Consider the following 23,501-nt stretch of genomic DNA (forward strand, 5'->3'; position numbering starts at 1 on the left):
TCAGGGCAAGACAGATAACGCGGGCGGCGGGCGGCGGCAAGCGCCGGCCCTCAATACAGCCCGCCCGAGGACAGGGTGCCGAAATCGGCCTTCTTCGGGATCACTCTCTTCTTGCCGGTCGAGGTGGTCACCGCCTGCCCGCCGTCGCGGCCCTGGGTGAACAGCGGCAGCGTGCCCGGATCGGCCCGGCCGAAGCCGCCGTCGACCAGCGCGATGCCGGTCAGCGACTGGCCGTCGCGGAAATATTCGGCGATGACATTGTCGCCCTTGGCGTCGGGGCCGAGGATCGCGCCGGTGAAGCGGTCGATGTTGACGAAATGCCCGCCCGGCGGAACCTTGAACTCGGTGCCGCCGAATTCCTTCACCGCCTCCTGCATGAACTCGTTGAAGACCGGCACGCAAAGCGTGCCGCCATAGGCGTTGGACCCCAGCGTGCGCGGCTGGTCATAGCCCAGATAGCAGCCGGCGACGAGGTTCGAGGTGAAGCCGATGAACCAGACATCCTTGGCGTCGTTGGTGGTGCCGGTCTTGCCGGCCACCGGCACCGGCAGGTTCACCCCGCGCCCCGAGCCGCGCTTGACCACGCCCTCGAGCATCGAGGTCAGCTGATAGGCGGTGATCGCATCCATCACCCGCTCGCGGTTGGAACGGATCTCGGGCGCGGCGCCGGCGGGCAGGGTCGGCTGGCCGCAGGTCACGCAGTCGCGGCGGTCGTGGCGATAGATGGTGCGGCCGCGGCGGTCCTGCACGCGGTCGACCAGCGTGGGTTCCACCCGCTCGCCGCCATTGGCGAACATGGCATAGGCGGCGACCATCTTGAACAGCGTCGTCTCCTGCGCACCCAGGGAATTGGCCAGGAAATGGCCGAGATTGTCGTAGACCCCGAATTTCTCGGCATAGGACGCGACGGTATCCATGCCGATATCGCGGGCGATGCGGATGGTCATCAGGTTGCGCGACTGCTCGATCCCGGTGCGCATCGGCGTGGGGCCGTAGAATTTGCCGCTGGCGTTCTTGGGGGTCCACAGGCCCTGCGGCGTGTTCACGGTGATCGGCTCGTCCACCACGATGGTGGCCGGGTTGAAGCCGGAATCCAGCGCCGCCGCATAGACGAAGGGCTTGAAGCTGGAGCCGGGCTGGCGCTGCGCCTGGGTCGCGCGGTTGAAGACCGAGCTTTGATAGGAAAATCCGCCCTGCATGGCGATGACCCGGCCGGTATTCACGTCCATGGCCATGAAGCCGCCCTGCACCTCGGGCACCTGGCGCAGGGTCCAGCGGATGAAGCTGCCGTCGCTGTCGCTGGTCATGCGGCGCACCAGCACCACCTCGCCGACCTCCAGCAGGTCCGAGGCCACCTTGGCCTTGGGCGCCAGCGTGCCGTCGGCGCGGCGCTTCCTGGCCCATTGCACGTCCTTGGCGGGAATGGTCGCGGTGCCCTCCTGATCCTCGATGCCGATGATGGCGTCGCTGCCTTCCAGGGACAGCACCACGGCCGGGAACCAGCCCTCGATGTCGCGCGGCACGCGGGTCTCGGCCAGCGCGGCGCGCCAGTCCTGCTCGCTGCCGAGCCGCTCGGCCGGGATCGAGACGCGGGTGCCGCGCCAGACGCCGCGGCCGCGGTCGTATTTCTCCAGCGCCTGCTGCAGGGCGCGCGCGGCGACCTTCTGCAGCCTGGGGTCGACGGTGGCGCGGATCGCCAGGCCGCCGCCGAAGAATTCCTCCTCGCCGAACTGCGCCGAAAGCTGGCGGCGGATCTCGTCGGTGAAATAGTCGCGCGCCGGCAGCTGCTGCTGGAAGGCGGGGAAATCGCCGTTCTGCACCGAGCGCAGCGGCAATTGCGATTCCGCCTCGTAGGTCGCCTGGTCGATATAGCCGTTCTGCCACATCTCGCGCAGGACGTAGTTGCGCCGCTCGGTCACCCGCTCCTTGGCGCGGACGGGGTGATAGCGGCCCGGCGCCTGCGGCATCGCGGCCAGCGTCGCGGCCTCATGCGGGGCAAGCTCGGTCAGGGGCTTGTTGAAATAGGTCTGCGCGGCGGCGGCGACGCCGAAACTGTTCTGCCCCAGAAAGATCTCGTTCAGGTAAAGTTCGAGGATCTGGTCCTTGGACAGGGTCGATTCCAGCCGGGTGGCCAGGATCAGCTCCTTGATCTTGCGCTCGACGCTGCGGTCGCTGGAGAGCAGGAAGTTCTTCATCACCTGCTGGGTGATGGTCGAGGCGCCGCGCACGTTCTCGCCCCGGGTGCGGACCGCCTGCACCAGCGCGCCCATCATGCCGCGCGGATCGAAACCGTGGTGATGGTAGAAATTCTTGTCCTCGGCGCTGATGAAAGCCTCCTTGACCAGCGGCGGGATGTCGTCGATCGGCACGAAGATGCGGCGCTCCTCGGCGAATTCGTCGATCAGCCGCCCCTCGCCGGAATAGACCCGGCTGATGGTCTTGGGCGCATATTGCGCCAGCTGCTCATGGCTCGGCAGGTCGCGCGAATACATCCAGAACACCGCCCCGACGGTCAGGGCGATGAAGAAGACGGCGGTCACGAACCAGGAAAAGATCGCACCGATGAAGGACAGAAGGAAGCGCAGCAATGGGCAAGCCTCTGGGGATAACCTGCGTCTCTATAGACAGCGGGGCCGGTCCCGTCAAAGCAACCTTGCGCTACTTTCGCGACAGCGCGGCGCGGGCGGCGTCATCCTGCGCCCAGAGGCCGATCGCCTGGGCCAAGGCCTGCGCGGTGCGCGCGCGCCAGTCCGGGTCGAAGAGGTTCGCCCTGTCGCCCGCATCAGTCAGGAAGCCCAGCTCGATCAGCACCGAGGGGATGTCGGGCGATTTCAGCACCGAGAAGGCCGCGCCGCGCACCGGGGTGCGATGCATGCCGACGCCCGCGCGATTGAGCTCGGAAACCGCAAACTTGGCGAAGGCTTCCGAGCGCGGATGCGTCTCGGTCCGCGCCAGGTCCATCAGCACGTCGGCCAGCTGGTCGTCGGTGCCCGCCAGGTCCAGCCCGGCCAGCAGGTCGGCGCGGTCGTGGCGCATCGCCAGCTCGCGCGTGGCGCGGTCGTCGGCCTGCGGGTTCCAGACATAGATCGACAGCCCCGCCGCCTCGCCCGCCGGCAGCGCATCGGCATGCAGCGAGATGAACAGGTCGGCCTGCGCCGCGCGGGCGATGGTCATGCGCCGCTCCAGCGGGACGAAGCTGTCATCCTCGCGGGTGGGGACGACCTCGAAACCGGCGCGGGTCAGGATCTCGGCCAGTTCGCGGGCAAAGCCCAGCATCAGCGCCGCCTCGTAGATGGCGCCGACCTGGGCGCCGGGATCGTGGCCGCCATGGCCGGGGTCGAGGGCGACGCGCAACGGCCGCTTGGCGGTGCGGCGCGGCGGCAGCGGCGTCACCTCGGCCGGGCTGGGCAGGTCCCAGAGCGCCGAAAGCGCATTGCCGCGGGTGACGAAGGCCTGGGGCTTCACCGGCTCGATGCGCAGCTTGACCAGCGCGCCCCGGGCGCCGCCCTCGGCCGGGCTTTGCACGGCGGTGCGCAGCGCATAGGGGCCGGGCAGTTCCATCACCAGCCGCGACCAGCCGGGCCGGAACCGGCCCCAGCGCAGCGCCGGCACCAGCTCGCGGCCGGGCAGGTCCTCGGCGCTGGTGCCGGAAAAGTCGATCTCGCGGAAATCGACCACCAGGCGCGGCGGGCCGTCGAGGAAATAGACCCGGTAGGGCACCGGCTGGCTGATGGTCAGCCGCAGTTCCATCGGCCGCGGCTTGCCGCGGTCGCGGCCCTCGGCCACCAGCGAGGAGCCCGCCAGATCGACCGTCGCCAGGGCCGAGCGCGTGCCGTCATCGGCCAGCGCCGGCAGCGCCAGCCAGACCAGCAGCAGGGCCCAGAGCCATCTCATCGCGCCGCCATGAAGGCTGCCAGCCGCTCCAGCCCCTCGGCGATCTCGGCCGTCCCCGCAGCATAGCTGAAGCGCAGGGTGCGGGCGCCGCGATGCGGGTCGAAGTCCAGGCCCGGCGTGACGGCGACACCCGCCTTTTCAAGGATTTCCGCGGCGAAGCTCAGGCTGTCCCCGGTCAGGTCGGACACATCGGCATAGATGTAGAAGGCGCCTTCCGGCGGAGCGATGCGCGAGAAGCCGATCTGCGGCAGGCGCTCCAGCATCAGCCGGCGATTTTGCGCGTAGACGGCCAGGTTCGCCTCGGCCTCCTCCACGCAATCCAGCGCGGCCAGCGCCGCGACCTGGCTGGCATGGGGCGGGCAGATGAACATGTTCTGCGCGATGCGCTCGACGGTGCGGATCATGCTGTCCGGCACCACCATCCAGCCGACGCGCCAGCCGGTCATGCTGAAATATTTCGAGAAGCTGTTGATGACGAAAACCTCATCCGTCACCTCCAGCGCCGAATGGAAGCCGGCGCCATAGTCGAGCCCGTGATAGATCTCGTCCGAGATCACGCTCATGCCCAGTTCCGCCGCCCGCGCGGTCAGCCCCGCCAGTTCCTCGCGCCGCAGCACGGTGCCCGAGGGGTTGCCGGGCGAGGCGAGGATCAGCCCCTGCGCATCCGCCGGCAGGTCCTGCGGCCGCGGCTGGTAGCGGTCCTCGGCCCGGGTCGGGATGCCGACGGGTTCCAGCGACATGGCGCGCAGGATCTGGCGATAGCTGGGATAGCCCGGCTCGCCCAAGGCCACCCGCTCGCCCGCGTCGAACAGCGCCGAGAAGGCCAGGATGAAGGCGCCCGAGGAGCCCGGCGTCACCACCACGCGGCTCGGGTCGAGGTCGAGCCCATACCAGCGCCGGTAAAGCCCGGCGATGCCGGCGCGCAGCTCGGGCAGGCCAAGCGCGACCGTATAGCCCAGCGGCCGGTCCAGCGCGGCGGCCAGCGCCCGGCGCGCGCCCTCGGGGGCCGGGGTCGAGGGCTGGCCGACCTCCATATGGATGATGCGGCGGCCCCCGGCCTCGGCCTTGCGGGCGGCCTCCATGACATCCATGACGATGAAGGGATCGACCTGCCCGCGGCGGGATTGTCTCATGTCTGCCTGCCTCATGGTTTTGGCCGGGTATCGGACCTGCGGGCGGCCCGGTCAAGCCCGCGTGAGACCGGGGCGGATCGCTTGCAACACCGTCCCGGACAGGCCAAGTTGCCGGCAACTGGAAAGGATCCTCGGATGAAAGCCCTTTTGACCGCCGCGCTGCTGACGGCGACCGCCCTGCCCTCTTTCGCCTTTGATCCGGCGAACATGACCGAGGCCGAAAAGGCCGCCTTCGGCGAAGCGGTGCGCGATTACCTGATGGCCAATCCCGACGTGCTGATCGAGTCGATCAACGTGCTGGAAGAGCGCCGCGCCGCCGACGAGGCGAAGAACGACCAGCTGCTGGTCGAGAACAACAGGGAGGCGATCTTCGACGACGGCCACAGCTGGATCGGCGGCAACCCCGAGGGCGACGTGACCGTGGTCGAGTTCATCGACTACCGCTGCGGGGTGTGCAAGCGGGTGAATCCGGAGCTGGAAAAGCTGATCTCGGCCGATGGCAACATCCGCTGGATCCTGAAGGAATTCCCGATCCTGACCCAGGAAAGCGACATGGCCGCGCGTTTCGCCATCGCGGTGCAGCAGGAAGCCGGGCCCGAGGCCTACAAGAAGGCGCATGACGCGCTGATGGAATCGCGCGGACCGGTCAATCTGGAAAGCCTGACCGCGCTGGCCGGCGATCTGGGCGTGGACGGCAAGGCGGTGCTGAACCGGATGAACACCGAGGAGGTCTCGGCCGTGTTGCGCAAGAACCACCAGCTGGCCGAGCAGATGCGGATCATGGGCACGCCGACCTTCATCATCGGCGGCGAGATGCTGCGCGGCGTGCCGGCCGAGGGGCTGGAAGGCGCCATCGCCCGGGCGCGTGCGGCCGAGGCCGAGGGCTGAACCGGCGCCGCCGACGCGGGCTGCGCGGGCGGCAGGAGTATTTGGAAAACGGTGAATGGCAGAGGGCGGCGCCTCGACCGCCCTTTCGCCTATTCGGCGGCGGCGGCTTGCGCGGCCTCGAGTTCGGCGGCGCGTTTCTCGACCAGCTCGACGATGTGATCGACCATCTGGTCGTTGGTCATCTTGTGGTCCTGCCTGCCGGCCAGATAGACCATGCCGGAGCCCGCACCGCCGCCGGTGAAGCCGATATCGGTCATCAGCGCCTCGCCCGGGCCGTTCACCACGCAGCCGATGATCGACAGGCTCATCGGGGTCTTGATGTGTTCGAGGCGCTTTTCCAGGATCTCGACCGTCCGGATCACGTCGAAGCCCTGCCGCGCGCAGCTGGGGCAAGAGATGATCTGCACGCCGCGGGTGCGCAGGCCCAGCGATTTCAGGATTTCGAAGCCGACCTTGACCTCCTCGACCGGATCGGCGGACAGGCTGACGCGGATCGTGTCGCCGATGCCCATCCACAAGAGGTTGCCGAGGCCGATGGCGGATTTCACCGTGCCGGACATCAGCCCGCCCGCCTCGGTGATGCCCAGGTGGATCGGCGCGTCGGTCGCCTCGGCCAGTTGCTGATAGGCGGCGGCGGCGAGGAAGACGTCGCTGGCCTTCACGCTGATCTTGAATTCGTGGAAGTCGTTGTCCTGCAGGATCCTGATGTGGTCGAGGCCGGATTCCACCATCGCATCCGGGCAGGGCTCGCCGTATTTCTCCAGCAGGTGCCGTTCCAGGCTGCCGGCATTCACGCCGATGCGGATCGAGCAGCCATGGTCGCGGGCGGCCTTGATGACCTCGCGCACCCGGGCGGCATCGCCGATATTGCCGGGGTTGATGCGCAGGCAGGCGGCGCCGGCCTCGGCGGCCTCGATGGCGCGCTTGTAGTGGAAATGGATGTCGGCCACGATCGGCACCGGGCTTTCGCGGCAGATCTCGCGCAGCGCCCGGGTCGAGGCCTGATCGGGGGTCGAGACGCGCACGATATCGGCGCCCACGTCGGCGGCACGCAGGATCTGGTCCAGCGTCGCCTTGACGTCGCTGGTATCCGTATTGGTCATGGTCTGCACGCTGATCGGCGCATCGCCCCCCACCGGCACCGCGCCGACCATGATCTGGCGCGACTTGCGCCGGTCGATATTGCGCCAGGGGCGGATCGGATTATGCGACATGGCTGGAGCCTTTTCCTGCGCCAGAGGCGGATTCACCCGTGAGAAATAGGCCGATGCGGGCCTGCGGGCAAGCCGTGCGGTCCCGGCGGGGCGCCTGCTATCGCATCCGTGACCGGCGCGCGGGCGCAGATCACTCCTGCACGGGGGACTGTTCCGGCTGGCCGGCAGAGGCCAGCGCGACCATCTCGGCCAGCTGCGGGTCCTTGGCGAGGTCGGCAAAGGCGAATTTCGCCGTCAGCGCATTGGGCGAAAGCTCGACATTCTTGACCACCTTGGCGCCCGGCGCGGCCGGGCCGTAGGTGCGGCCGTTCACCGCGAAATAGATCGCGCCGGAATTGCCCGCACGCAGCACCGGCGGCGCCTCGAGCTTGGGCAGGGCGAAACGCTCGCCCGCATCCATGGTCTTTTCCAGCAGCACCGTGCCATCGGCCGAGGTCACCCGCACCCAGGCCGGCCGGGCGGCGAGGATCTCGACTTCCGGCGCGTCGGGGGCCACGGTGCGCACCGCGGCCTGCTCGGCCGGCATCTGCGGCCCGTAGACCCGGTCCTGGGCCAAGGCGGTCCGGTTCGCGGGCTCGGTGCTTTCGGGCTGCATGGCCGGCGCGTTCAGCCCGGGATCGATGGCGGCGATGGGACCGTCGCGGGCGATCAGCACCGGCACCTCCAGCGCCTGCGGGCGATAGGTGCGGTCCAGCCCCTCGGGACGCGGCAGGTTGACCTGGGCCGATTCGACCGTCTCGGGTTCGGCCGCCTCCTGCACCGGGTCGAGTGCTGCGATCACGCCGGGGGCCTGGTCGCCGGGGGTCAGGTTGACCTTCTGCACCTCTTGCAGCACGGCCCAGCCGCCATAGCCCAGACCGCAGGCCAGCGCGACCATGACCAGAAGCGAGCCGATGGCGCGCGGCTCGATGGAGCTCCAGAGGCTTTCCTGCCTGGGCAGGAAGATCGGATGCGGGTTGGCCAGCGCCTCGGCCGGGTCGGCGGGCCGGCGCTGCGGCTTGGGCCCGGCGGCGGCAGGCGCCATGCCATGCGTGGGCTGAAAGCCCGATTCCTGGCAGAAGCGGCGGAAGGTCCAGTCGGCATCCATGCCCAGATAGCGCGCATAGGAGCGCACATAGCCGGCGATGAAACTGGGCGTGTCGAAGGCCGAGATGTCGCAATTCTCAATGGCGGCGACATAGGAGGCGCGAATGCGCAACTCGCGCTGGACATCCAGCAGCGACTTGCCCAGCGTGGCCCGTTCGCCCCGCATCAGGTCGCCGAGACGAATATCAGGATCGTCGAAACCGGGCGGCAATGCCGCCGGTTCCTCATGGCCATGCGACGGGGGATTCCCCCTTAGCCCGATCATCGCGCCTGCCCCATTCTCTGCTGCTCGTCCTCCCCGAATCGGAAGACTCTCACAACTTGATTAAAGCAAGGTTATCACGGGCGCGAGAGGTCTTCACCCCGAAACCGCGTCAGGCGGCCGAAGTTGAACGGTTCAGTTTGCACTGCGACCACAGATTGTCCATAGCCCGCACCAGATGGTCGATCTGCTTGGGGTCATGCACCGGCGAGGGCGTGAAGCGCAGCCGCTCGGTGCCGCGCGGCACGGTGGGGAAGTTGATCGGCTGCACGTAGATGCCGAAATCGGCCAGCAGCATGTCGGACAGCGCCTTGCAATGCACCGGGTGGCCGACATGCACCGGCACGATATGGCTGCCATGGTCCATGATCGGCATGCCGAGGCCGCGCAGGCGCATCTTGAGGATGCGGGCGTTCAGCTGCTGGCGGTCGCGCAGCAGCTGCCCCTCGGCCGTCTTCAGGAAGGCGATCGAGGCCGCCGCGCCCGCCGCCACCGCCGGCGGCAGCGAGGTGGTGAAGATGAAGCCCGGCGCATAGGAGCGGATCGCGTCCACCATCTTGGCCGAGGCGGCGATATAGCCGCCGAACACGCCGAAGGCCTTGCCCAGCGTGCCGTTGAAGATGTCGATGCGGTGGCTCAGCCCGTCGCGCTCGGCCACGCCGCCGCCGCGCGGGCCATACATGCCGACGGCATGGACCTCGTCCAGATAGGTGAGGGCGTTGAACTCGTCCGCGAGGTCGCAGATCGCGGCGATGGGACCGAAATCGCCATCCATGGAATAGATCGACTCGAAGGCGATCAGTTTCGGCGCCTCGGGATCGTCTGCCTCCAGCAGCTCGCGCAGATGCGCCACGTCATTGTGGCGGAAGATGCGCTTGGCGCCGTCGAAACGCTTGATGCCCTCGATCATCGAGGCGTGGTTCAGCGCGTCGGAATAGATGATCAGCCCGGGAAACAGCTTGCGCAGGGTCGAGAGCGTCGCGTCATTGGCGATATAGGCGCTGGAAAAGACCAGCGAGGCCTCTTTCTGGTGCAGGTCGGCCAGTTCCGCCTCGAGCCGCTTGTGATAGACCGTCGTGCCCGAGATGTTGCGCGTGCCGCCGGAACCCGCCCCGGTGGCATCCAGCGCCTCGTGCATCGCCGCCAGCACCACCGGATGCTGGCCCATGCCCAGGTAATCGTTGCCGCACCAGACGGTGATCTCGGTCTCGGTGCCGTCCGGCCGCGTCCAGACCGCCTGCGGATAGGCCCCCTTGCGGCGTTCGATGTCGATGAAGGTCCGGTAGCGGCCCTCCTCGTGCAACTTGCCGATGGCCTGGTCGAGGGCGGCTGAGTAGTCCATGACAGATCCCTTGCCTTGCTTGAACTTGCTTGCTTGGGGGATCATGCTCCGATCCCGCGGGTCGTGACTTGATACGTGTCAATTCAAGGAAAATATAGCGCAAAAATGTCGCACTGGGACCAAGATCGCAGACAATTTTCTCCGAGAAAACCAATCAGGAAAGGCAGAGAATGAAGGACAATTCCAGAATCGACGAAGTGCTTTCAACGCTGGATGAGGAATTGCCCCGGGCGCTTGACCGGCTGGCCGAGTTCCTCCGCATCCCCTCGATCTCGACCGATCCGGCCTATGCGGGCGAGGTGCGGCGGGCGGCGGAATGGCTTTGCGCCGAGCTGGCCGCGCTGGGTTTCGACGCCTCGGTCCGCGACACGCCCGGCCATCCGATGGTCGTCGCCCATTCGCCCCGGGGCGACCGGCGGCCGCTGCTGTTCTACGGCCATTATGACGTGCAGCCGGTCGATCCGCTGGAGCTGTGGGAGCGCCCGCCCTTCGAGCCGCAGATCGAGGACACGCCGCAGGGCAAGGTGATCCGCGGCCGCGGCGCCTCGGACGACAAGGGCCAGCTGATGACCTTCGTCGAGGCGTTCCGGGCCTGGAAGGCGGTGCATGGCAGCCTGCCCTCGGACCTGGTGCTGCTGTTCGAGGGCGAGGAGGAATCCGGTTCGCCCAGCCTGCGCCCCTTCCTGCGCGAAAACGCCGAAGAGCTGCGCGCCGGCATCGCCATGATCTGCGACACCGGGCTTTACGCCGACGGCCGCCCCGCCATCACCACCCAGCTGCGCGGCCTCTATGGCGACGAGATCGTGGTGCGGGCGGCCGACCGCGACCTGCATTCGGGCAGTTTCGGCGGGCTGGCGGCGAACCCGATCCAGGTGCTGGTCAATGCGCTGGCGACGGTCAAGGATGCCAGCGGCCGCGTCACCCTGCCCGGCTTCTACGACGGCGTCGAGGAGCTTTCGGACGAGCTGCGCGCCGATTGGGCGGCGCTCGGCTTCGATGCGGGCGAGTTCCTGTCGCGGGTCGGGCTGAAGCATCCGGTCGGCGAAGCGGGCCGCACCGGGCTTGAGATGATCTGGAACCGCCCCACTTTCGAGATCAACGGCATCAGCGGCGGCTATACCGGCGAGGGCTTCAAGACCGTCCTGCCCGCCGAGGCCCGCGCCAAGGTCAGCTTCCGCCTGACCGGCGCGCAGGACCCCGAACGCATTCGCGAGAGTTTTCGCGCCCATGTCCGCGCCGCCTTGCCCGCCGATTGCACGGTGGCCTTCCACGGCCATGGCGCCAGCCCGGCCAGCCGCATGGACATCTCGGACCCGGCCTTCGCGGCGGCCAAGGCGGCGCTGACGCAGGAATGGGGCCGCGAGGCGGCCTATATCGGCGCCGGCGGCTCGATCCCCATCGCCGGCGATTTCAAGGAGATCCTGGGCATGGATTCCATGCTGATCGGCTTTGCCCGCGACGACGACCGCATCCATTCGCCGAACGAGAAATACGACCTGCAGAGCTTTGCCAAGGGCGCGCGCAGCTGGGCGCGCATCCTCGCGGCCTTGGCCTGAACCCGGCGGCGCAGGCATCCCGGCCCCAAGGGCCGCAGGATGCTTTGCGGGGTGCGCCCCAGCGCATCCTGCCCGCCCCGATGCGGCCGCGTTGTTCATGTCGGCAGCACCGGCAAAGGCGCGCATCCTCGCTGCGCGCTGCTGCGGCCCCAGGCCGCCCGAACCGGACGCGCCGAACGGCCTCCGATCCGGCCCGCGCCCCCTCGGACCGAGGCTGGCCAGCCCGGCGCGGCGGCTTGGTCGGGCTTATCAGGCAAGGCAGGCATATCGCGGCCTGCAAGTCTCCGGGCCAAGAAAAAGGGCGCCCGAAGGCGCCCCGTGCCGGCTTGGGCAAGGCGGTCAGGCCGCGCGGGCGGTCAGCACGGTCTCGACCCTTTTCTGGGCGCCGGCCTCGTCCATGCCGCTGACCGCGGCGACCTCGCGGGTCAGGCGGTCCAGCGCCGCCTCGTAGAGCTGGCGCTCGGAATAGGACTGCTCGCGCTGGTCGTCGTTGCGATGCAGGTCGCGCACCACCTCGGCGATCGACATCAGGTCGCCCGAATTGATCTTTTGCTCATATTCCTGGGCGCGGCGCGACCACATGGCGCGCTTGACCCGGGCCTTGCCCTTCAGCGTGTCCAGGGCGCGTTCGACCAGGTCGGGGGTCGAAAGGCCGCGCATGCCGATCTCGGCGGCGCGGGCGGTCGGCACGCGCAGGGTCATCTTGTCCTTTTCAAAGGAAATCACGAACATTTCGAGCCGCAGCCCGGCGACCTCCTGCTCTTCGATCGAAACGATGCGACCCACGCCATGGGTCGGATACACCACGAAATCATCGGGGCGGAATTCGGTCTTCTTGGCTTTCGACATTGGGCTTCCTTCGCAGCGGCGCCGCTACACGGCACAAAAACCCCCAAGGCGGGGCGAATCCCCCCTTACGGGTCAATATTGTTGTTCTTGCACTTCTGACCGGGCAGGCGATCAGGACAGGCAGCAACGCCGGACGGGCCACAGGAAGCAGCCCGACCGGCGCGAGATGGCTGCACCATAGCATAAAAATCGCGCCGGTTCAAAGGTTCGCTGCAAAGCGGCACCGGTCCTGCCTGAAGAGAAATAATCGTTGAAAAACAGCCACTCGGCAACCCGTTCCCCGGCAGAACCGGTGCGTGACCCTAGGCGAATCACCTGCGCCCCGTCACAGTTCCGGCTTACCGGCTCCGGCCTTTTCTCGCCAGCGCAGCACCAGACAAAAGCAGCTTATGATGCGCGATCAGCACAGTCGTTAGCTTTTCGAACGAACGGCCGCAAACCAACGGGACCGCCGGTCTCAATCGCCCTCGCCCGGGGCTTCCGAGAAGTATTTCTCAAGCTTGCCGGGCTGGCCGTCCATCTCCTGATAGCCGGGCATCGGGTCCTTCTTGCGGGTGATCACCGGCCAGGACTCGGCATATTTGCGGTTGAACTCGACCCATTTCTCCATGTCGGGTTCGGTATCGGGGCGAATCGCATCGGCCGGGCATTCCGGTTCGCAGACGCCGCAATCGATGCATTCATCGGGATGGATGACCAGCGTGTTCTCGCCTTCATAGAAACAGTCCACGGGACACACCTCGACGCAGTCGGTGTATTTGCACATGATGCAGTTTTCGGTGACGACATAGGTCATGGCGCGATATTCCTGTTTCCTGATCGGCTAGTTACGCCCGCCGCCGCCATCATTCAAGGCCGCCGCGGGCGAAAAGACGGCGATGCGTCCCGCGCCGGGCCGGCCCGGGACGGCGTTCCGCCGCCGGGGCGCGGCGCGGAACCGGGTTCCCCCGCGACGGGGCTAGAGCTCCTCGTAAAGCGTGGCCGCCTCGCTGGCGGGGCCGCGCCGCTCGCCCAGCAGCAGCACGCGCAGCACCCGCACCCGGCCATAGGCCGAGACGGTGACGGTATCGCCGCCCCGCAGCGCCTGCGCCGGCTTGCTGCAGGGCTGGCCGTTCACCCGGATTCCCCCGGCGCCGATGGCATCGGCGGCCAGGGTGCGGGTCTTGAACAGCCGCGCGTGATGCAGCCAGCGGTCGAGCCGGATGGCGCCGGCGCCTTCGACGCTCACGTCTTGTTCTTGAGCGCGGCGAGAATGGCGAAGGGGCTGTCCGGATCGGCCTGTTTCTCGGCACGCGGCGGGCGGGCCTCGAAGCTCTTGGGACCGTCATGGCGCGGCTTGCCCTTGGGCTTGCCCTTCGGGCCACGCTCGGGCCGGTCGCCCCGTTCGCCGCGCGGCTTGCCCTCGAAGGGCTTGCCCTCGCGGCGGTTCTCCTGACCCGCCTCGCGCTCGCGGCGCGGGCCGCGCTCGCCCTGCGGACGCGGCTGGCCCTGGCCCTGGCCCTGACGATCGCCCCGTTCGGGACGGCGCTGGCCGCCGCGCGGACGCGGCGCCCAGGTGAAGGTGTAGAACACCTCCATCTCGGGCGCGGGCGCTTCCTCGGCCTGCTCCCCGGCCTCGGCCGCCGCCTCGGCCTCGGCGGCCTTGCGGGCGGCCTGCTCGGCCTCCCATTTGGCGCGGGTCTCGGCGGCGAGCACGCTTTCCTCCTCGGTCAGCGGATGCTCGTGATCGGCCTCTTCCGGCGCCGGCTCGGCGGCGGGCGCGGCCTCGGCGCGGGCCTTGGGCCGCTCGCCCCGCTCGGCGCGATAGCCCAGCCCCTGCATCAGGCCCGAGAACTGCTCCAGCGTCATGCCGGTGATCGACAGCATGTCCGCCGTCGCCTCGAAGCCGCCGCGGCTGTCCTGGGTGCGCAGCATGTCGGCCAGCCGCTCCAGCATGTCGATGCGGATCGCCCGCTCGCCCGCCGGGTGATAGCCCGAGAGCGTGTAATAGCCCTTGGGCACATCCGGCAGGTTCGGGATCGTCACCAGACCGGGAGGCGGGCTTTCGGGGAACTCCGACAGGCCCTGGTCCAGGCCCCAGAGCACCAGCCGCAGCCGGGTCGGCGCCGGCTTCAGCAGCGCCGGCTGGAAGATGGTGAACTGGCCGAAGCGCACGCCATGCTTGCGCAACAGGCCGCGCGCCTCCTGGTCCAGCTCCTTGACCTCGGCGGCAACGCCCTCGCGGGGCAGGACGCCCAGCGACTCGACCAGGCGGAAGGCGAAGCCGCGCGCCAGGCCACCCAGCGTCTCGTCGTTCTTCAGCGCCAGCAGCGGCTCGAACAGGGTGGCGACCTTGCGGTCGATGAAATGCTGCAGCCGCCGGCGCACCTTTTCGGCGATCTCGGGACCGGCCTCCTCGTCGACGAAGGGCTCGACGCCGGGCTTCAGCGCCTCGGCGCCCTTGACCAGCTTGCCCACCGCCGAGCTGCCCCACATCAGGCCGCCCTGTTCGGTGAAGTCCAGCTCGGTATCCGGCGCGTTGTAGAAGCGGTCGGCGCGCAGATGGAACTCGGGGCGCAGCGCCTCATAGGCAGCGCGGCTCAGCATGCGCGCCTCGTCCCCGGTTGCGCTCGGATCGGCGTGGAAGCGGAAGCCCTCCAGACGGCCGGCGAACTCGCCCTCGACCGTCACTTCGCCCTTGTCATTCACCTCGGCCAAAAGGCTCTCCTTCTGCTTGAGCCGGCGCAGCAGCACGGATGTGCGCCGGTCCACGAATCTTTGCGTCAGAGCCGCGTGCAACGCGTCCGACAACCGATCTTCTACCGCGCGCGTCTCGGCACGCCAATGACTTTCGTCCGAAACCCAGCCGGAACGCTGGGCAACATAGGTCCATGTCCGTATATATGCCAATCGTTTCGACAATGTGTCGATGTCGCCCTGAATCCGGTCGATGCGCCGGATCTGCCCTTCCAGCCAGTCGCCGGGCACGCCGCCCTCGCGCAGGAAGCCGAAGATCCGTGCCAGCAGCGTCGCATGCTCGACCGGAGAGATGGCGCGGAAATCCGGGATGCGGCAGACGTCCCAGAGCAGCCGCACGTCGCGGGGGTGCGACACCCTGTCGCGGATCTCGGGCATGGCGGACAGCGCCTTGAGCGCGCGAATATCGTCCGCCTCGCGCCCGCGCGCCAGCCATTCCGATTGCGGCTGCGTCTCGAGGCTTTGCAGCAGGCGCTCGACCGTGCCGAATTCCAGCGCCGCATTGCGCCACATCAGCCGGCTGATGGGCTGGAAGCGGTGGGTCTCGATGGCCTCGATCAGCCCCTCCTCCAGCGGGCCGGCATCGCCGGTGACCCCGAAGGTGCCCGGTTCGGTATGCCGTCCGGCGCGGCCGGCGATCTGGCCCAGCTCGTGCGGGAACAGCGGGCGATAGCGACGGCCGTCGAATTTCTCGGTGGCGGAAAAGGCGACGTGGCGGATGTCGAGGTTCAGCCCCATGCCGATGGCGTCGGTGGCGACCAGGTAATCCACCTCGCCCTGCTGATACATGGCGACCTGGGCGTTGCGGGTCCGGGGCGACAGCGCCCCCATCACCACGGCGCAGCCGCCCTTCTGGCGGCGGATCAACTCGGCCGTGGCATAGACCTCCTCGACCGAGAAGCAGACGATGGCCGAGCGCGGCGGCATCCGGCTGATCTTCTTCGAGCCGGCCCAGCCGAGCGCCGAGAACCGCTCGCGCCGCATGAACTGCGCCTGCGGCACCAGGGCGGCGATGGCCGGGCGCATGGTGTCGCTGCCCAGCAGCAGCGTTTCGTGCAGGCCCCGCATGTTCAGCAGCCGGTCGGTGAAGACGTGGCCGCGCTCGGGATCGGCGCAAAGCTGGATCTCGTCGATGGCGACGAAATCGGCGCCGACCTCGGGCATGGCCTCGGTGGTGGCGACCCAGTATTGCACGCGTTCGGGGACGATGCGCTCCTCGCCCGTCACCAGCGCCACCACCGAGGGGCCGCGCGCCTTGACGATGCGGTCATAGACCTCGCGCGCCAGCAGGCGCAGCGGCAGGCCGATGACCCCCGTGCGATGCGCCAGCATCCGGTCGATGGCGTAATGCGTCTTGCCGGTATTGGTCGGGCCGAGGACGGCCGTGACCCGCGATCTGTCGTTCATCAGGCGTCCATGCCCTGCAGTTTCTGTTCAAGGCGCAGCACGGCGTCCTGCGCATCCTGTTGATGGGGATGGATCTCCAGGCTCCGGCGAAAGGCCTCCAGCGCGTCGCGGTCGTCGCCCAGCTCTTCCAGAATCGTGCCAAGCTGGGTCAGCGCGCCGAAATGGCGCGGCTCCAGCCGCAGCACCTCGCCCAGATCGGCCAGGGCCGGGCCGAAATCGCCATCCAGGTAAAAGGCGATCGAGCGCAGATACCAGCCGGCCGCGAAATCCGGCGCGTGATCGGTCAGCGCCGTCAGGTGGCCGATGGCGGTGGCGGTGTCGCCCGCATCCAGCGCCGCCTCGCCGCGCTTGTAAAGCAGGTCCATCGCCGCCGATCCCGAGCGCGACCAGATGCGCAGGATGTCGGTCTCGGCCCGGGCCCAGGTCTCGCCGCCCGGCTGGGCCAGCTCGGCAAACAGCAGGTCCAGATCCTCGCGCTCGCGCAGCCGCGCCTCGGCCGTGGGCTCCGAAGGGGCGGCGGGTTCGGACAGCGGGCTTTCCGGTGCCGGATCGCCCTCATTTTCAGGAGAATTTTCTTGCGGCCCCTCGTCCTGAACAGGTATCGCTTGGGGGACCTGCGCCAGGGGCGCGGCCTGCCCCGGCTGCGCGCCGGCGAAGCCGGTCAGCCCCAGCAGAAGCGCTGCCGCAACGGCACGATGGAAATGGGGGACTGGCAAAAGCATATTCACCATGTAACTTTCCCCATCGTCTAATTCCAGACACGAGAACAGGAGATCGAGAATGAGCAAAGTGGTCGAGGCCGCCGTGGCCGCGCTGGACGAAAAGGCCAAGGGCTTCGACGGCACCGCCAAATTCGTCATCGAGGGCGAGGGCTCGGTCTATATCGACGCCGAGGGCGCCCGCGCCGGCGATGACGAGGCCGAGGTGACCCTGACCGCCAGCCGCGAAACCTTCGAGGGCCTGCTTTCGGGCGACGTGAACCCCACCACCGCCTTCATGACCGGCAAGCTGCGGGTGGACGGCTCGATGGGCACGGCGATGAAGCTCGGGGCGCTGCTCTCGTAAGCGATGAAGCCCGCACCCTTCAACACGCTGCCCGGCGACCCCATCCCCACGGCCCGCGCCTTCTGGCTGCGGGCCGAGGACGGGGTGCGGCTGCGCGCGGCGCATTGGGCGGCGGGGGGCGCCTCGGGGACGGTGCTGCTGTTCCCAGGCCGCACCGAATACCTGGAAAAATACGGCGAGGTCGCGGCGGACCTGAACGCCGTCGGGCTGGACGTGCTGGCGCTGGACTGGCGCGGGCAGGGCATGTCCGACCGGCTGCAGGCCAATGTCCGGCCCGGCCATATCGGCAGCTTCGCCGATTACCAGCGCGACGTGGTCGAGCTGGTGGTCGCGGCGCAGGAACTGGACCTGCCCCGGCCCTGGCATCTGCTGGCGCATTCCATGGGCGGCACCATCGGCCTTGCCGCGCTCGAAGCCGGGCTGCCGGTGCAAAGCGCGGTCTTCTCGGCCCCGATGTGGGGCATCAACCTGCGCCGCGTGCCCGAGGCGGCGGCAATGGCCCTTGCCGCCACCCTGTGCCGCCTTGGCCGGGGCGGGCATCCCGCCCCCGGTTCGGGGGGCGAGGAAAGCTTCGTGCTGCTGGACCCGTTCCACGACAACCTGCTGACCCATGACGGCCGGCGCTGGGGCCGGCTGGTGGCCGAGGCCGCGACCTGGCCCGACATCTCGGTCGGGGGCGCCAGCAACGACTGGCTGCGCGCCGCCTTGCTGGAATGCCGCCGCCTCGCCGCCCTGCCCGCCGCGGCCCTGCCGGCGCTGATCGCGCTCGGCGACTGCGAAAGGATCGTCTCGCCCCGGGCCATCCGCAGCCGCGCCGCAGCCTGGCCCGGCGCCAGGCTGCTGGAACTGTCCGATTGCCGGCACGAGCCGATGATGGAGCGCGACCCCGTCCGCAGCCGCTTCATCGAGGCCGCGATCGCCCATTTCGCCGCTTCCGCCGCGGCCTGAAGCGGGGCGGCGCGGGCAATTCCGCCTATCGAACGGGTTGCAGCCCGGCCGTTCAGAGGTCACATCTTGACCATATGAAAGGACCGACCATGACGATTTCCGCCCGCCGCCCCCTGGACCGCATCCTGCCGCGCGACGAGAACGCCCTGCCCGTCGCAGCCGAAACCCCCGATCTGGGCGCGCTGCCGGAATGGGACCTGAGCGATCTTTACCCCACCCCCGATTCGCCCGCGCTGACCCGCGATCTCGAAGCGGTGGAGCAGGCCTGCTGCAGCTTCGCCCGCGATTACGAAGGCAAGCTGGCCTCGCTGGACCCCGGCAAGATGCTGGACTGCATCGAACGCTACCAGCAGATCGACATCCTGGCCGGGCGGATCATGTCCTATGCCGGGCTGCGCTACTACCAGAACACCACCGACGCGGCGCGCGCAAAGCAGATGGGCGACCTGCAGGACCGCATCACGGTCGCCACCACCAAGCTCGTGTTCTTCAGCCTGGAATTCAACCGCATCCCGGACGCGCGCTATGACGAGGTCTTCGCCGCCCCGAACGGCCCGGCGCGCTACAAGCCGGTCTTCGACCGCATGCGCGCCATGCGCCCCTACCAGCTCTCGAACGAGCTGGAACGATTCCTGCACGACAATTCCGTGGTCGGCGCCGCTGCCTGGAACCGGCTCTTCGACGAGACCACGGCGGGCCTGACCTTCGACGTGGCGGGCGAGGAACTGGGGCTGGAGGCCACGCTGAACCTGCTGACCGACCACGACCGCGGCCGGCGCGAGGCCGGCGCCCGCGCCCTGGCCGAGGTCTTCGGCCGGAACGTCAAGCTCTTCTCCCGCATCCACAACACGCTGGCCAAGGAAAAGGCCATCGAGGACAAGTGGCGCAAGATGCCGACGCCGCAGACCGCGCGCCACCTGTCGAACCATGTCGAGCCCGAAGTGGTCGAGGCGCTGCGCGACGCCGTCACCGCCGCCTATCCGCGCCTGTCGCATCGCTACTACCGGCTCAAGGCCCGCTGGCTCGGCCTCGACAAGCTGCAGATCTGGGATCGCAACGCGCCGCTGCCCAGTGAAAGCCCCCGCCTGATCCCCTGGACCGAGGCGCAGGCGACCGTGCTGGACGCCTATGCCGGCTTCTCGCCGAAACTGGCGGAACTGGCGCAGCCCTTCTTCGACAAGGGCTGGATCGACGCGGCGGTGAAGCCCGGAAAGGCGCCGGGCGCCTTCGCCCATCCGACCGTGACGACGGTGCATCCCTATGTGCTGCTGAACTACCTGGGCAAGCCGCGCGACGTGATGACGCTGGCGCATGAACTGGGCCATGGCGTGCACCAGCGGCTGGCAGCGGCGCAGGGCGAATTGCTGGCCGCGACGCCGCTGACCCTGGCCGAGACTGCCTCGGTCTTCGGCGAGATGCTGACCTTCCGCGCCCTGCTGGCGAGGACCGCCGACAAGGCGCTGCGCAAGGCGCTGCTTGCCGGCAAGGTCGAGGACATGATCAACACGGTGGTGCGCCAGATCGCCTTCTACGACTTCGAATGCAAGCTGCACGCCGCCCGCGCCAGGGGCGAGCTGACGCCGGACGACATCAATGCGCTCTGGATGTCGGTGCAGGCGGAATCGCTGGGCGACGCCTTCGAGTTCATGCCGGGCTACGAGACCTTCTGGACCTATGTGCCGCATTTCGTGCATTCGCCCTTCTACGTCTATGCCTATGCCTTCGGCGACGGGCTGGTGAACGCGCTCTATGCCGCCTACGAGGACGGGCTGCACGACTTCCAGGCGAAATATTTCGACCTGCTGGCGGCGGGCGGCTCGCGCCATCACAAGGAGCTGCTGGCACCCTTCGGCCTCGATGCTTCCGATCCGGCCTTCTGGGACAAGGGCCTGTCCATGATCGAAGGCTTCATCGACGAGCTCGAGGCCATGGAGGGCTGATCCGTCGCGGCCGGGGGCGCTTCGCCCCCCGGACCCCCCGAGGATATTTATGCAAGGAAGAAGCCGGGAAGCCGGGTTTTGCTTCTTTCTTGTCCAAATATCCCGGGGAATCCCGAAGGGATGGGGCGGAGCCCCTCTTCCTCCGAGAGCATCGAGGAATTGCGTTTGCGACAGTTTTCCGTCGCCTGAAACGCGCGACCGGCCTATCCTGCCGGCAAACAGGGAAAAGGGAACGGCATGATCCGCATGATCCGTCGCATCATCCTGGGCCTTCTGGGACTGGCGGTGCTGGCCGCCATCGCGGTGGCGATCTGGGGACCGGGTTTCGTCGAGCGCCGCCTGAATCCGGTGACTATGCCGGCCGGGGGCTGGCCCGTCTCGACCCAGGCGGAGGCGCTGCACCAGCGGCTGGTGATCGGCGACTGGCATTCCGACGCGCTGCTGTGGGATCGCGACCTGCTCAAGCGCGCCGACCGCGGTCATACCGACATCCCGCGGCTGGTCCAGGGCAATGTCGCGCTGCAGGTCTTCACCACCGTGACCAAAAGCCCGCGCGGCCAGAATTACAGCAGGAACTCCGCCGAAGCGCCGGACAACATCACGCCGCTCTTCATCGGCCAACTGCGCCCGCTGCCCAGCTGGTTCAGCCTGAAGGAGCGTGCGCTGGTCCAGGCCGCCGCCTTGCGCCGGGCCGCCGAACGAGCGCCGGAACAGCTGATGCTGATCCGCTCGGCCGAGGATCTGCAGACCCTGCTCGAGGCGCGGCAGAACGGCGCCAAGACCCTGGGCGCCCTGCTGGGGACCGAGGGCGGCCACCCGCTCGAGGGCAATATCGCCAATTTGCAGGTGCTTTACGGCGCCGGCTTCCGCCTGCTGGGACTGACGCATTTCTTCGACAACGAGCTCGGGGGCAGCCTGCATGGCGAAGGCGGCAGCGGCTCGGGGCTGACGCCCTTCGGCCGGCAGGTGGTCGAAGAGATGATGGCCAAGCGCATGATCATCGACCTGGCCCATGCCAGCCCGGAAGTGGTGCGCGACGTGCTGGCCATTCCGGGCACGCAGCCCATCCTGTCGCATACCGGCGTCCATGGCCATTGCCCCAGCCCGCGCAACCTGGAGGACGCGCTGCTGAAGGCCATCGCCGAAAAGGGCGGGCTGATCGGCATCGGCTATTGGGCCGACGTGGTCTGCGGCAAGACCCCGGCCGACATTGCCGGCGCCATCCAGGCCGCCATCGCGCTGGTGGGCGAGGATCACGTCTCGCTGGGCTCGGATTACGACGGCTCGGTCGATGCGCCCTTCGACGCCGCGCATCTGACCGCGCTGACCCAGGCGCTGCTGGATGCGGGGCTGAGCGACCAGCAGATCGCCAAGGTCATGGGCGGCAATATGATGCGCTATCTTGCCCAGGTGCTCTGAACGCGCCTAAGCTCGCGCCGGAACCAGGAGAGAGCCCATGCTGACCGTCTATGGCGTCACCCGCTCGCGCGCCTCGCGCATCATCTGGCTGTGCCACGAGCTCGGCATTCCCTTCAAGCAGGTCCCGGTGATCCAGGCCTATCGCCTGGCCGAACCCGATGCGCCGGACGCGCCCCTGAACACCCGTTCCGAGAGCTTCCTGAAGCTTTCGCCCGCCGGCGCCGTCCCGGTAATCCAGGACGGCGACCTGGTGCTGTCGGAATCGCTGGCCTGCACGCTGCATCTGGCGCGGAAATACGGCCAGCCCTTCGGCCCGGCCGATGCCGTCGAGGACGCGCTGATGCTGCAATGGAGCTTCTACGCCTGCACCACCGTCGAGCCGGATGCGCTGGCCATCCTGTTCAACCACGGCAAGGGTCAGGCGCAATCCGGCACGGCCCAGGCGACGGTCGCCAATGCGGCCGAACGGCTGGTCCGGCCGCTGAGCGTGCTCGAGGACCACCTTGCCCGCCACGGCCATATGGTCGGCGGCCGCTTCACCGTGGCCGACCTCAACCTGGCCGAGATCCTGCGCTATGCCCAGGGTCATGGCGCGCTGATGGAGCAATTCCCCGCCGTCTCCGCATGGCTGACCGATTGCCAGGCCCGCCCGGCCTTTCGCAAGATGTGGCAGGAGCGGCTGGCCGAGCCCGAGTGACCCGGCTTCCGGTCCCGGGCCCGCCGTTCCCTAGCCCAAGGGCGGCGCGGATCGCCGCCGGTCGGGATGCAGGGACGTGCCGAGGATATGCTCGGCCGAGTGGATCACATGGCTGGCATGGCCGACGATCAGCGGATCGGGCGCCGCCGCGATGGCCGGATCCTTGTCGGGATAATCCAGCGTCGACAGGAAATGCCGCATGCAGTTCAGCCGCGCGCGTTTCTTGTCGTTCGACTTGACGATGGTCCAGGGCGCGTCGGCGGTGTCGGTATAGAAGAACATCGCCTCCTTCGCCTCGGTGTAGTCGTCCCATTTGTCCAGCGAGGCCAGGTCGATGGGCGACAGCTTCCAGCGCTTCAGCGGGTCGGTCTCGCGCGCCTTGAAACGGGCGCGCTGCTCGTCGCGGGTGACCGAGAACCAGTATTTGTAAAGCCGGATGCCCGAGCGGACCAGCATGCGCTCGAACTCCGGCGCCTGACGCATGAATTCCAGGTAATCGACCGGCGAGCAGAAGCCCATCACCCGCTCGACCCCGGCGCGGTTGTACCAGCTGCGGTCGTAGAACACCATTTCGCCGGCTGTCGGCAGGTGCTGGATGTAGCGCTGGAAGAACCATTGCCCGCGCTCGACCTCCGAGGGCTTGTTCAGCGCCACCACCCGGGCGAAACGCGGGTTCAGATGCTCCATGAAGCGCTTGATCGTGCCGCCCTTGCCGGCGGCGTCACGCCCCTCGAAGAGGATGACGAATTTCTGCCCCGTCTCCTGCGCCCAGATCTGCACCTTCAGCAGTTCCGCCTGCAGCCGGGCCTTTTCCCGCTCATAGGCGACGCGCCCCATGCGGCGCGGATAGGGATAGCGTCCGGTCTCGAAAGCCAGCCGGATCGCGTCCGGGTCAAGGCTGGGAAAGCTTTTCGGCCCGCCGCTGCCGGGCCCGTCCGGCAAGACAAAAGGCGGGGCGGCGGATTGCTCTGCCTTCCCCGCCTCAGCCACAGAAGACTCGCTACCCGCCGATGTGACCAGGGTTCCGCTCAAGATCGGGTCACGGTCCATATCCCTCGCTCCCTG

19 protein-coding genes are annotated in these 23,501 nt (G+C 68.2%); 7 read left to right on the forward strand and 12 right to left on the reverse strand.

Annotated elements, in window-relative coordinates; genetic code table 11:
• Window positions 1–50 precede the first annotated feature (50 nt).
• The 3 genes from PARJ55_RS0101690 to PARJ55_RS0101700 form a co-directional block, all read right to left on the reverse strand.
• The gene (locus PARJ55_RS0101690) at window positions 51–2,588 is read right to left on the reverse strand and encodes a penicillin-binding protein 1A (protein ID WP_028711409.1); all 2,538 of its coding nucleotides are present in this window, start codon (window positions 2,586–2,588) and stop codon (window positions 51–53) included.
• Window positions 2,589–2,658: 70 nt separating this feature from the next.
• Complete coding sequence (locus PARJ55_RS0101695) at window positions 2,659–3,894, reverse strand: N-acetylmuramoyl-L-alanine amidase (RefSeq protein ID WP_028711410.1); 1,236 nt, start codon at window positions 3,892–3,894, stop codon at window positions 2,659–2,661.
• Window positions 3,891–5,027, reverse strand: coding sequence for a pyridoxal phosphate-dependent aminotransferase (locus PARJ55_RS0101700; protein WP_028711411.1), 1,137 nt, complete (start codon window positions 5,025–5,027; stop codon window positions 3,891–3,893). The genes PARJ55_RS0101695 and PARJ55_RS0101700 overlap by 4 nt, the downstream gene beginning before the upstream one ends.
• A 135-nt stretch (window positions 5,028–5,162) precedes the next feature.
• Between PARJ55_RS0101700 and PARJ55_RS0101705 the strand changes: the two genes are divergently transcribed.
• Window positions 5,163–5,915 carry a DsbA family protein gene (locus PARJ55_RS0101705; protein ID WP_028711412.1) on the forward strand — a complete coding sequence of 251 codons (753 nt, stop codon included), beginning with the start codon at window positions 5,163–5,165 and terminating at the stop codon, window positions 5,913–5,915.
• An 89-nt stretch (window positions 5,916–6,004) separates the two neighbouring features.
• On the opposite strand, the gene ispG is transcribed toward PARJ55_RS0101705, so the two are convergent.
• The 3 genes from ispG to hemA all read right to left on the reverse strand — a co-directional run bounded on the left by ispG (window position 6,005) and on the right by hemA (window position 9,819).
• Entirely contained in the window at window positions 6,005–7,129 is a 1,125-nt protein-coding gene (ispG, locus tag PARJ55_RS0101710) for a flavodoxin-dependent (E)-4-hydroxy-3-methylbut-2-enyl-diphosphate synthase (RefSeq protein WP_028711413.1), read from the reverse strand.
• Between the two features lie 130 nt (window positions 7,130–7,259).
• Window positions 7,260–8,480 carry a helix-turn-helix domain-containing protein gene (locus PARJ55_RS0101715; protein WP_028711414.1) on the reverse strand — a complete coding sequence of 407 codons (1,221 nt, stop codon included), beginning with the start codon at window positions 8,478–8,480 and terminating at the stop codon, window positions 7,260–7,262.
• A gap of 109 nt (window positions 8,481–8,589) precedes the next feature.
• A complete protein-coding gene (hemA, locus tag PARJ55_RS0101720; RefSeq protein ID WP_028711415.1) occupies window positions 8,590–9,819 on the reverse strand; it encodes a 5-aminolevulinate synthase in 1,230 nt (409 codons plus the stop codon).
• A gap of 170 nt (window positions 9,820–9,989) precedes the next feature.
• Between hemA and PARJ55_RS0101725 the strand changes: the two genes are divergently transcribed.
• On the forward strand, window positions 9,990–11,375 hold the full coding sequence (locus PARJ55_RS0101725) for a M20/M25/M40 family metallo-hydrolase (RefSeq protein ID WP_028711416.1): 1,386 nt from the start codon (window positions 9,990–9,992) through the stop codon (window positions 11,373–11,375).
• Window positions 11,376–11,714: 339 nt separating this feature from the next.
• Here the strand turns inward: PARJ55_RS0101725 and PARJ55_RS0101730 are convergent, their stop codons facing one another.
• The 5 genes from PARJ55_RS0101730 to PARJ55_RS0101750 all read right to left on the reverse strand — a co-directional run bounded on the left by PARJ55_RS0101730 (window position 11,715) and on the right by PARJ55_RS0101750 (window position 17,098).
• Window positions 11,715–12,224 carry a CarD family transcriptional regulator gene (locus PARJ55_RS0101730; RefSeq protein WP_028711417.1) on the reverse strand — a complete coding sequence of 170 codons (510 nt, stop codon included), beginning with the start codon at window positions 12,222–12,224 and terminating at the stop codon, window positions 11,715–11,717.
• 457 nt (window positions 12,225–12,681) lie between these two features.
• Complete coding sequence (gene fdxA, locus PARJ55_RS0101735; RefSeq protein ID WP_028711418.1) at window positions 12,682–13,020, reverse strand: ferredoxin FdxA; 339 nt, start codon at window positions 13,018–13,020, stop codon at window positions 12,682–12,684.
• 162 nt (window positions 13,021–13,182) lie between these two features.
• Entirely contained in the window at window positions 13,183–13,452 is a 270-nt protein-coding gene (locus PARJ55_RS0101740) for an RNA-binding S4 domain-containing protein (RefSeq protein ID WP_028711419.1), read from the reverse strand.
• Window positions 13,449–16,367, reverse strand: coding sequence for a helicase-related protein (locus tag PARJ55_RS0101745; protein ID WP_028711420.1), 2,919 nt, complete (start codon window positions 16,365–16,367; stop codon window positions 13,449–13,451). The genes PARJ55_RS0101740 and PARJ55_RS0101745 overlap by 4 nt, the downstream gene beginning before the upstream one ends.
• Window positions 16,367–17,098 (reverse strand): tetratricopeptide repeat protein, encoded by a 732-nt coding sequence (locus PARJ55_RS0101750; protein ID WP_028711421.1) that lies wholly within the window; start codon window positions 17,096–17,098, stop codon window positions 16,367–16,369. The genes PARJ55_RS0101745 and PARJ55_RS0101750 overlap by 1 nt, the downstream gene beginning before the upstream one ends.
• Before the next feature lie 49 nt (window positions 17,099–17,147).
• On the opposite strand from PARJ55_RS0101750, the gene PARJ55_RS0101755 reads away from it, so the two are divergent.
• The 5 genes from PARJ55_RS0101755 (at window position 17,148) to PARJ55_RS0101775 (ending at window position 22,436) form a co-directional block, all read left to right on the forward strand.
• The gene (locus PARJ55_RS0101755) at window positions 17,148–17,432 is read left to right on the forward strand and encodes an SCP2 sterol-binding domain-containing protein (protein ID WP_028711422.1); all 285 of its coding nucleotides are present in this window, start codon (window positions 17,148–17,150) and stop codon (window positions 17,430–17,432) included.
• Window positions 17,433–17,435: 3 nt separating this feature from the next.
• Complete coding sequence (locus PARJ55_RS0101760) at window positions 17,436–18,380, forward strand: alpha/beta hydrolase (RefSeq protein WP_028711423.1); 945 nt, start codon at window positions 17,436–17,438, stop codon at window positions 18,378–18,380.
• A gap of 89 nt (window positions 18,381–18,469) precedes the next feature.
• Window positions 18,470–20,320 carry a M3 family oligoendopeptidase gene (locus PARJ55_RS0101765; protein WP_232215649.1) on the forward strand — a complete coding sequence of 617 codons (1,851 nt, stop codon included), beginning with the start codon at window positions 18,470–18,472 and terminating at the stop codon, window positions 20,318–20,320.
• Between the two features lie 237 nt (window positions 20,321–20,557).
• The gene (locus PARJ55_RS0101770; RefSeq protein ID WP_028711425.1) at window positions 20,558–21,739 is read left to right on the forward strand and encodes a dipeptidase; all 1,182 of its coding nucleotides are present in this window, start codon (window positions 20,558–20,560) and stop codon (window positions 21,737–21,739) included.
• 37 nt (window positions 21,740–21,776) lie between these two features.
• A complete protein-coding gene (locus tag PARJ55_RS0101775) occupies window positions 21,777–22,436 on the forward strand; it encodes a glutathione S-transferase family protein (RefSeq protein ID WP_028711426.1) in 660 nt (219 codons plus the stop codon).
• A 30-nt stretch (window positions 22,437–22,466) separates the two neighbouring features.
• On the opposite strand, the gene ppk2 is transcribed toward PARJ55_RS0101775, so the two are convergent.
• Window positions 22,467–23,486, reverse strand: coding sequence for a polyphosphate kinase 2 (gene ppk2, locus PARJ55_RS0101780; protein WP_028711427.1), 1,020 nt, complete (start codon window positions 23,484–23,486; stop codon window positions 22,467–22,469).
• Window positions 23,487–23,501: the final 15 nt, after the last annotated feature.

Source organism: Paracoccus sp. J55 (assembly GCF_000513975.1).
Taxonomy (GTDB): Bacteria; Pseudomonadota; Alphaproteobacteria; order Rhodobacterales; family Rhodobacteraceae; genus Paracoccus.

What these genes read in the sequence shown, in the direction of transcription:
- PARJ55_RS0101750 (WP_028711421.1), bottom strand. Translation starts at nt 17,098, where the DNA reads ATGGTGAATATGCTTTTGCCAGTCCCCCATTTCCATCGTGCCGTTGCG.
- PARJ55_RS0101760 (WP_028711423.1), top strand. Translation starts at nt 17,436, where the DNA reads ATGAAGCCCGCACCCTTCAACACGCTGCCCGGCGACCCCATCCCCACG.
- PARJ55_RS0101705 (WP_028711412.1), top strand. Translation starts at nt 5,163, where the DNA reads ATGAAAGCCCTTTTGACCGCCGCGCTGCTGACGGCGACCGCCCTGCCC.
- PARJ55_RS0101700 (WP_028711411.1), bottom strand. Translation starts at nt 5,027, where the DNA reads ATGAGACAATCCCGCCGCGGGCAGGTCGATCCCTTCATCGTCATGGAT.
- PARJ55_RS0101730 (WP_028711417.1), bottom strand. Translation starts at nt 12,224, where the DNA reads ATGTCGAAAGCCAAGAAGACCGAATTCCGCCCCGATGATTTCGTGGTG.
- fdxA (WP_028711418.1), bottom strand. Translation starts at nt 13,020, where the DNA reads ATGACCTATGTCGTCACCGAAAACTGCATCATGTGCAAATACACCGAC.
- PARJ55_RS0101695 (WP_028711410.1), bottom strand. Translation starts at nt 3,894, where the DNA reads ATGAGATGGCTCTGGGCCCTGCTGCTGGTCTGGCTGGCGCTGCCGGCG.
- PARJ55_RS0101755 (WP_028711422.1), top strand. Translation starts at nt 17,148, where the DNA reads ATGAGCAAAGTGGTCGAGGCCGCCGTGGCCGCGCTGGACGAAAAGGCC.
- PARJ55_RS0101725 (WP_028711416.1), top strand. Translation starts at nt 9,990, where the DNA reads ATGAAGGACAATTCCAGAATCGACGAAGTGCTTTCAACGCTGGATGAG.
- PARJ55_RS0101745 (WP_028711420.1), bottom strand. Translation starts at nt 16,367, where the DNA reads ATGAACGACAGATCGCGGGTCACGGCCGTCCTCGGCCCGACCAATACC.
- PARJ55_RS0101770 (WP_028711425.1), top strand. Translation starts at nt 20,558, where the DNA reads ATGATCCGCATGATCCGTCGCATCATCCTGGGCCTTCTGGGACTGGCG.
- PARJ55_RS0101775 (WP_028711426.1), top strand. Translation starts at nt 21,777, where the DNA reads ATGCTGACCGTCTATGGCGTCACCCGCTCGCGCGCCTCGCGCATCATC.
- ppk2 (WP_028711427.1), bottom strand. Translation starts at nt 23,486, where the DNA reads ATGGACCGTGACCCGATCTTGAGCGGAACCCTGGTCACATCGGCGGGT.
- PARJ55_RS0101715 (WP_028711414.1), bottom strand. Translation starts at nt 8,480, where the DNA reads ATGATCGGGCTAAGGGGGAATCCCCCGTCGCATGGCCATGAGGAACCG.
- ispG (WP_028711413.1), bottom strand. Translation starts at nt 7,129, where the DNA reads ATGTCGCATAATCCGATCCGCCCCTGGCGCAATATCGACCGGCGCAAG.
- hemA (WP_028711415.1), bottom strand. Translation starts at nt 9,819, where the DNA reads ATGGACTACTCAGCCGCCCTCGACCAGGCCATCGGCAAGTTGCACGAG.
- PARJ55_RS0101765 (WP_232215649.1), top strand. Translation starts at nt 18,470, where the DNA reads ATGACGATTTCCGCCCGCCGCCCCCTGGACCGCATCCTGCCGCGCGAC.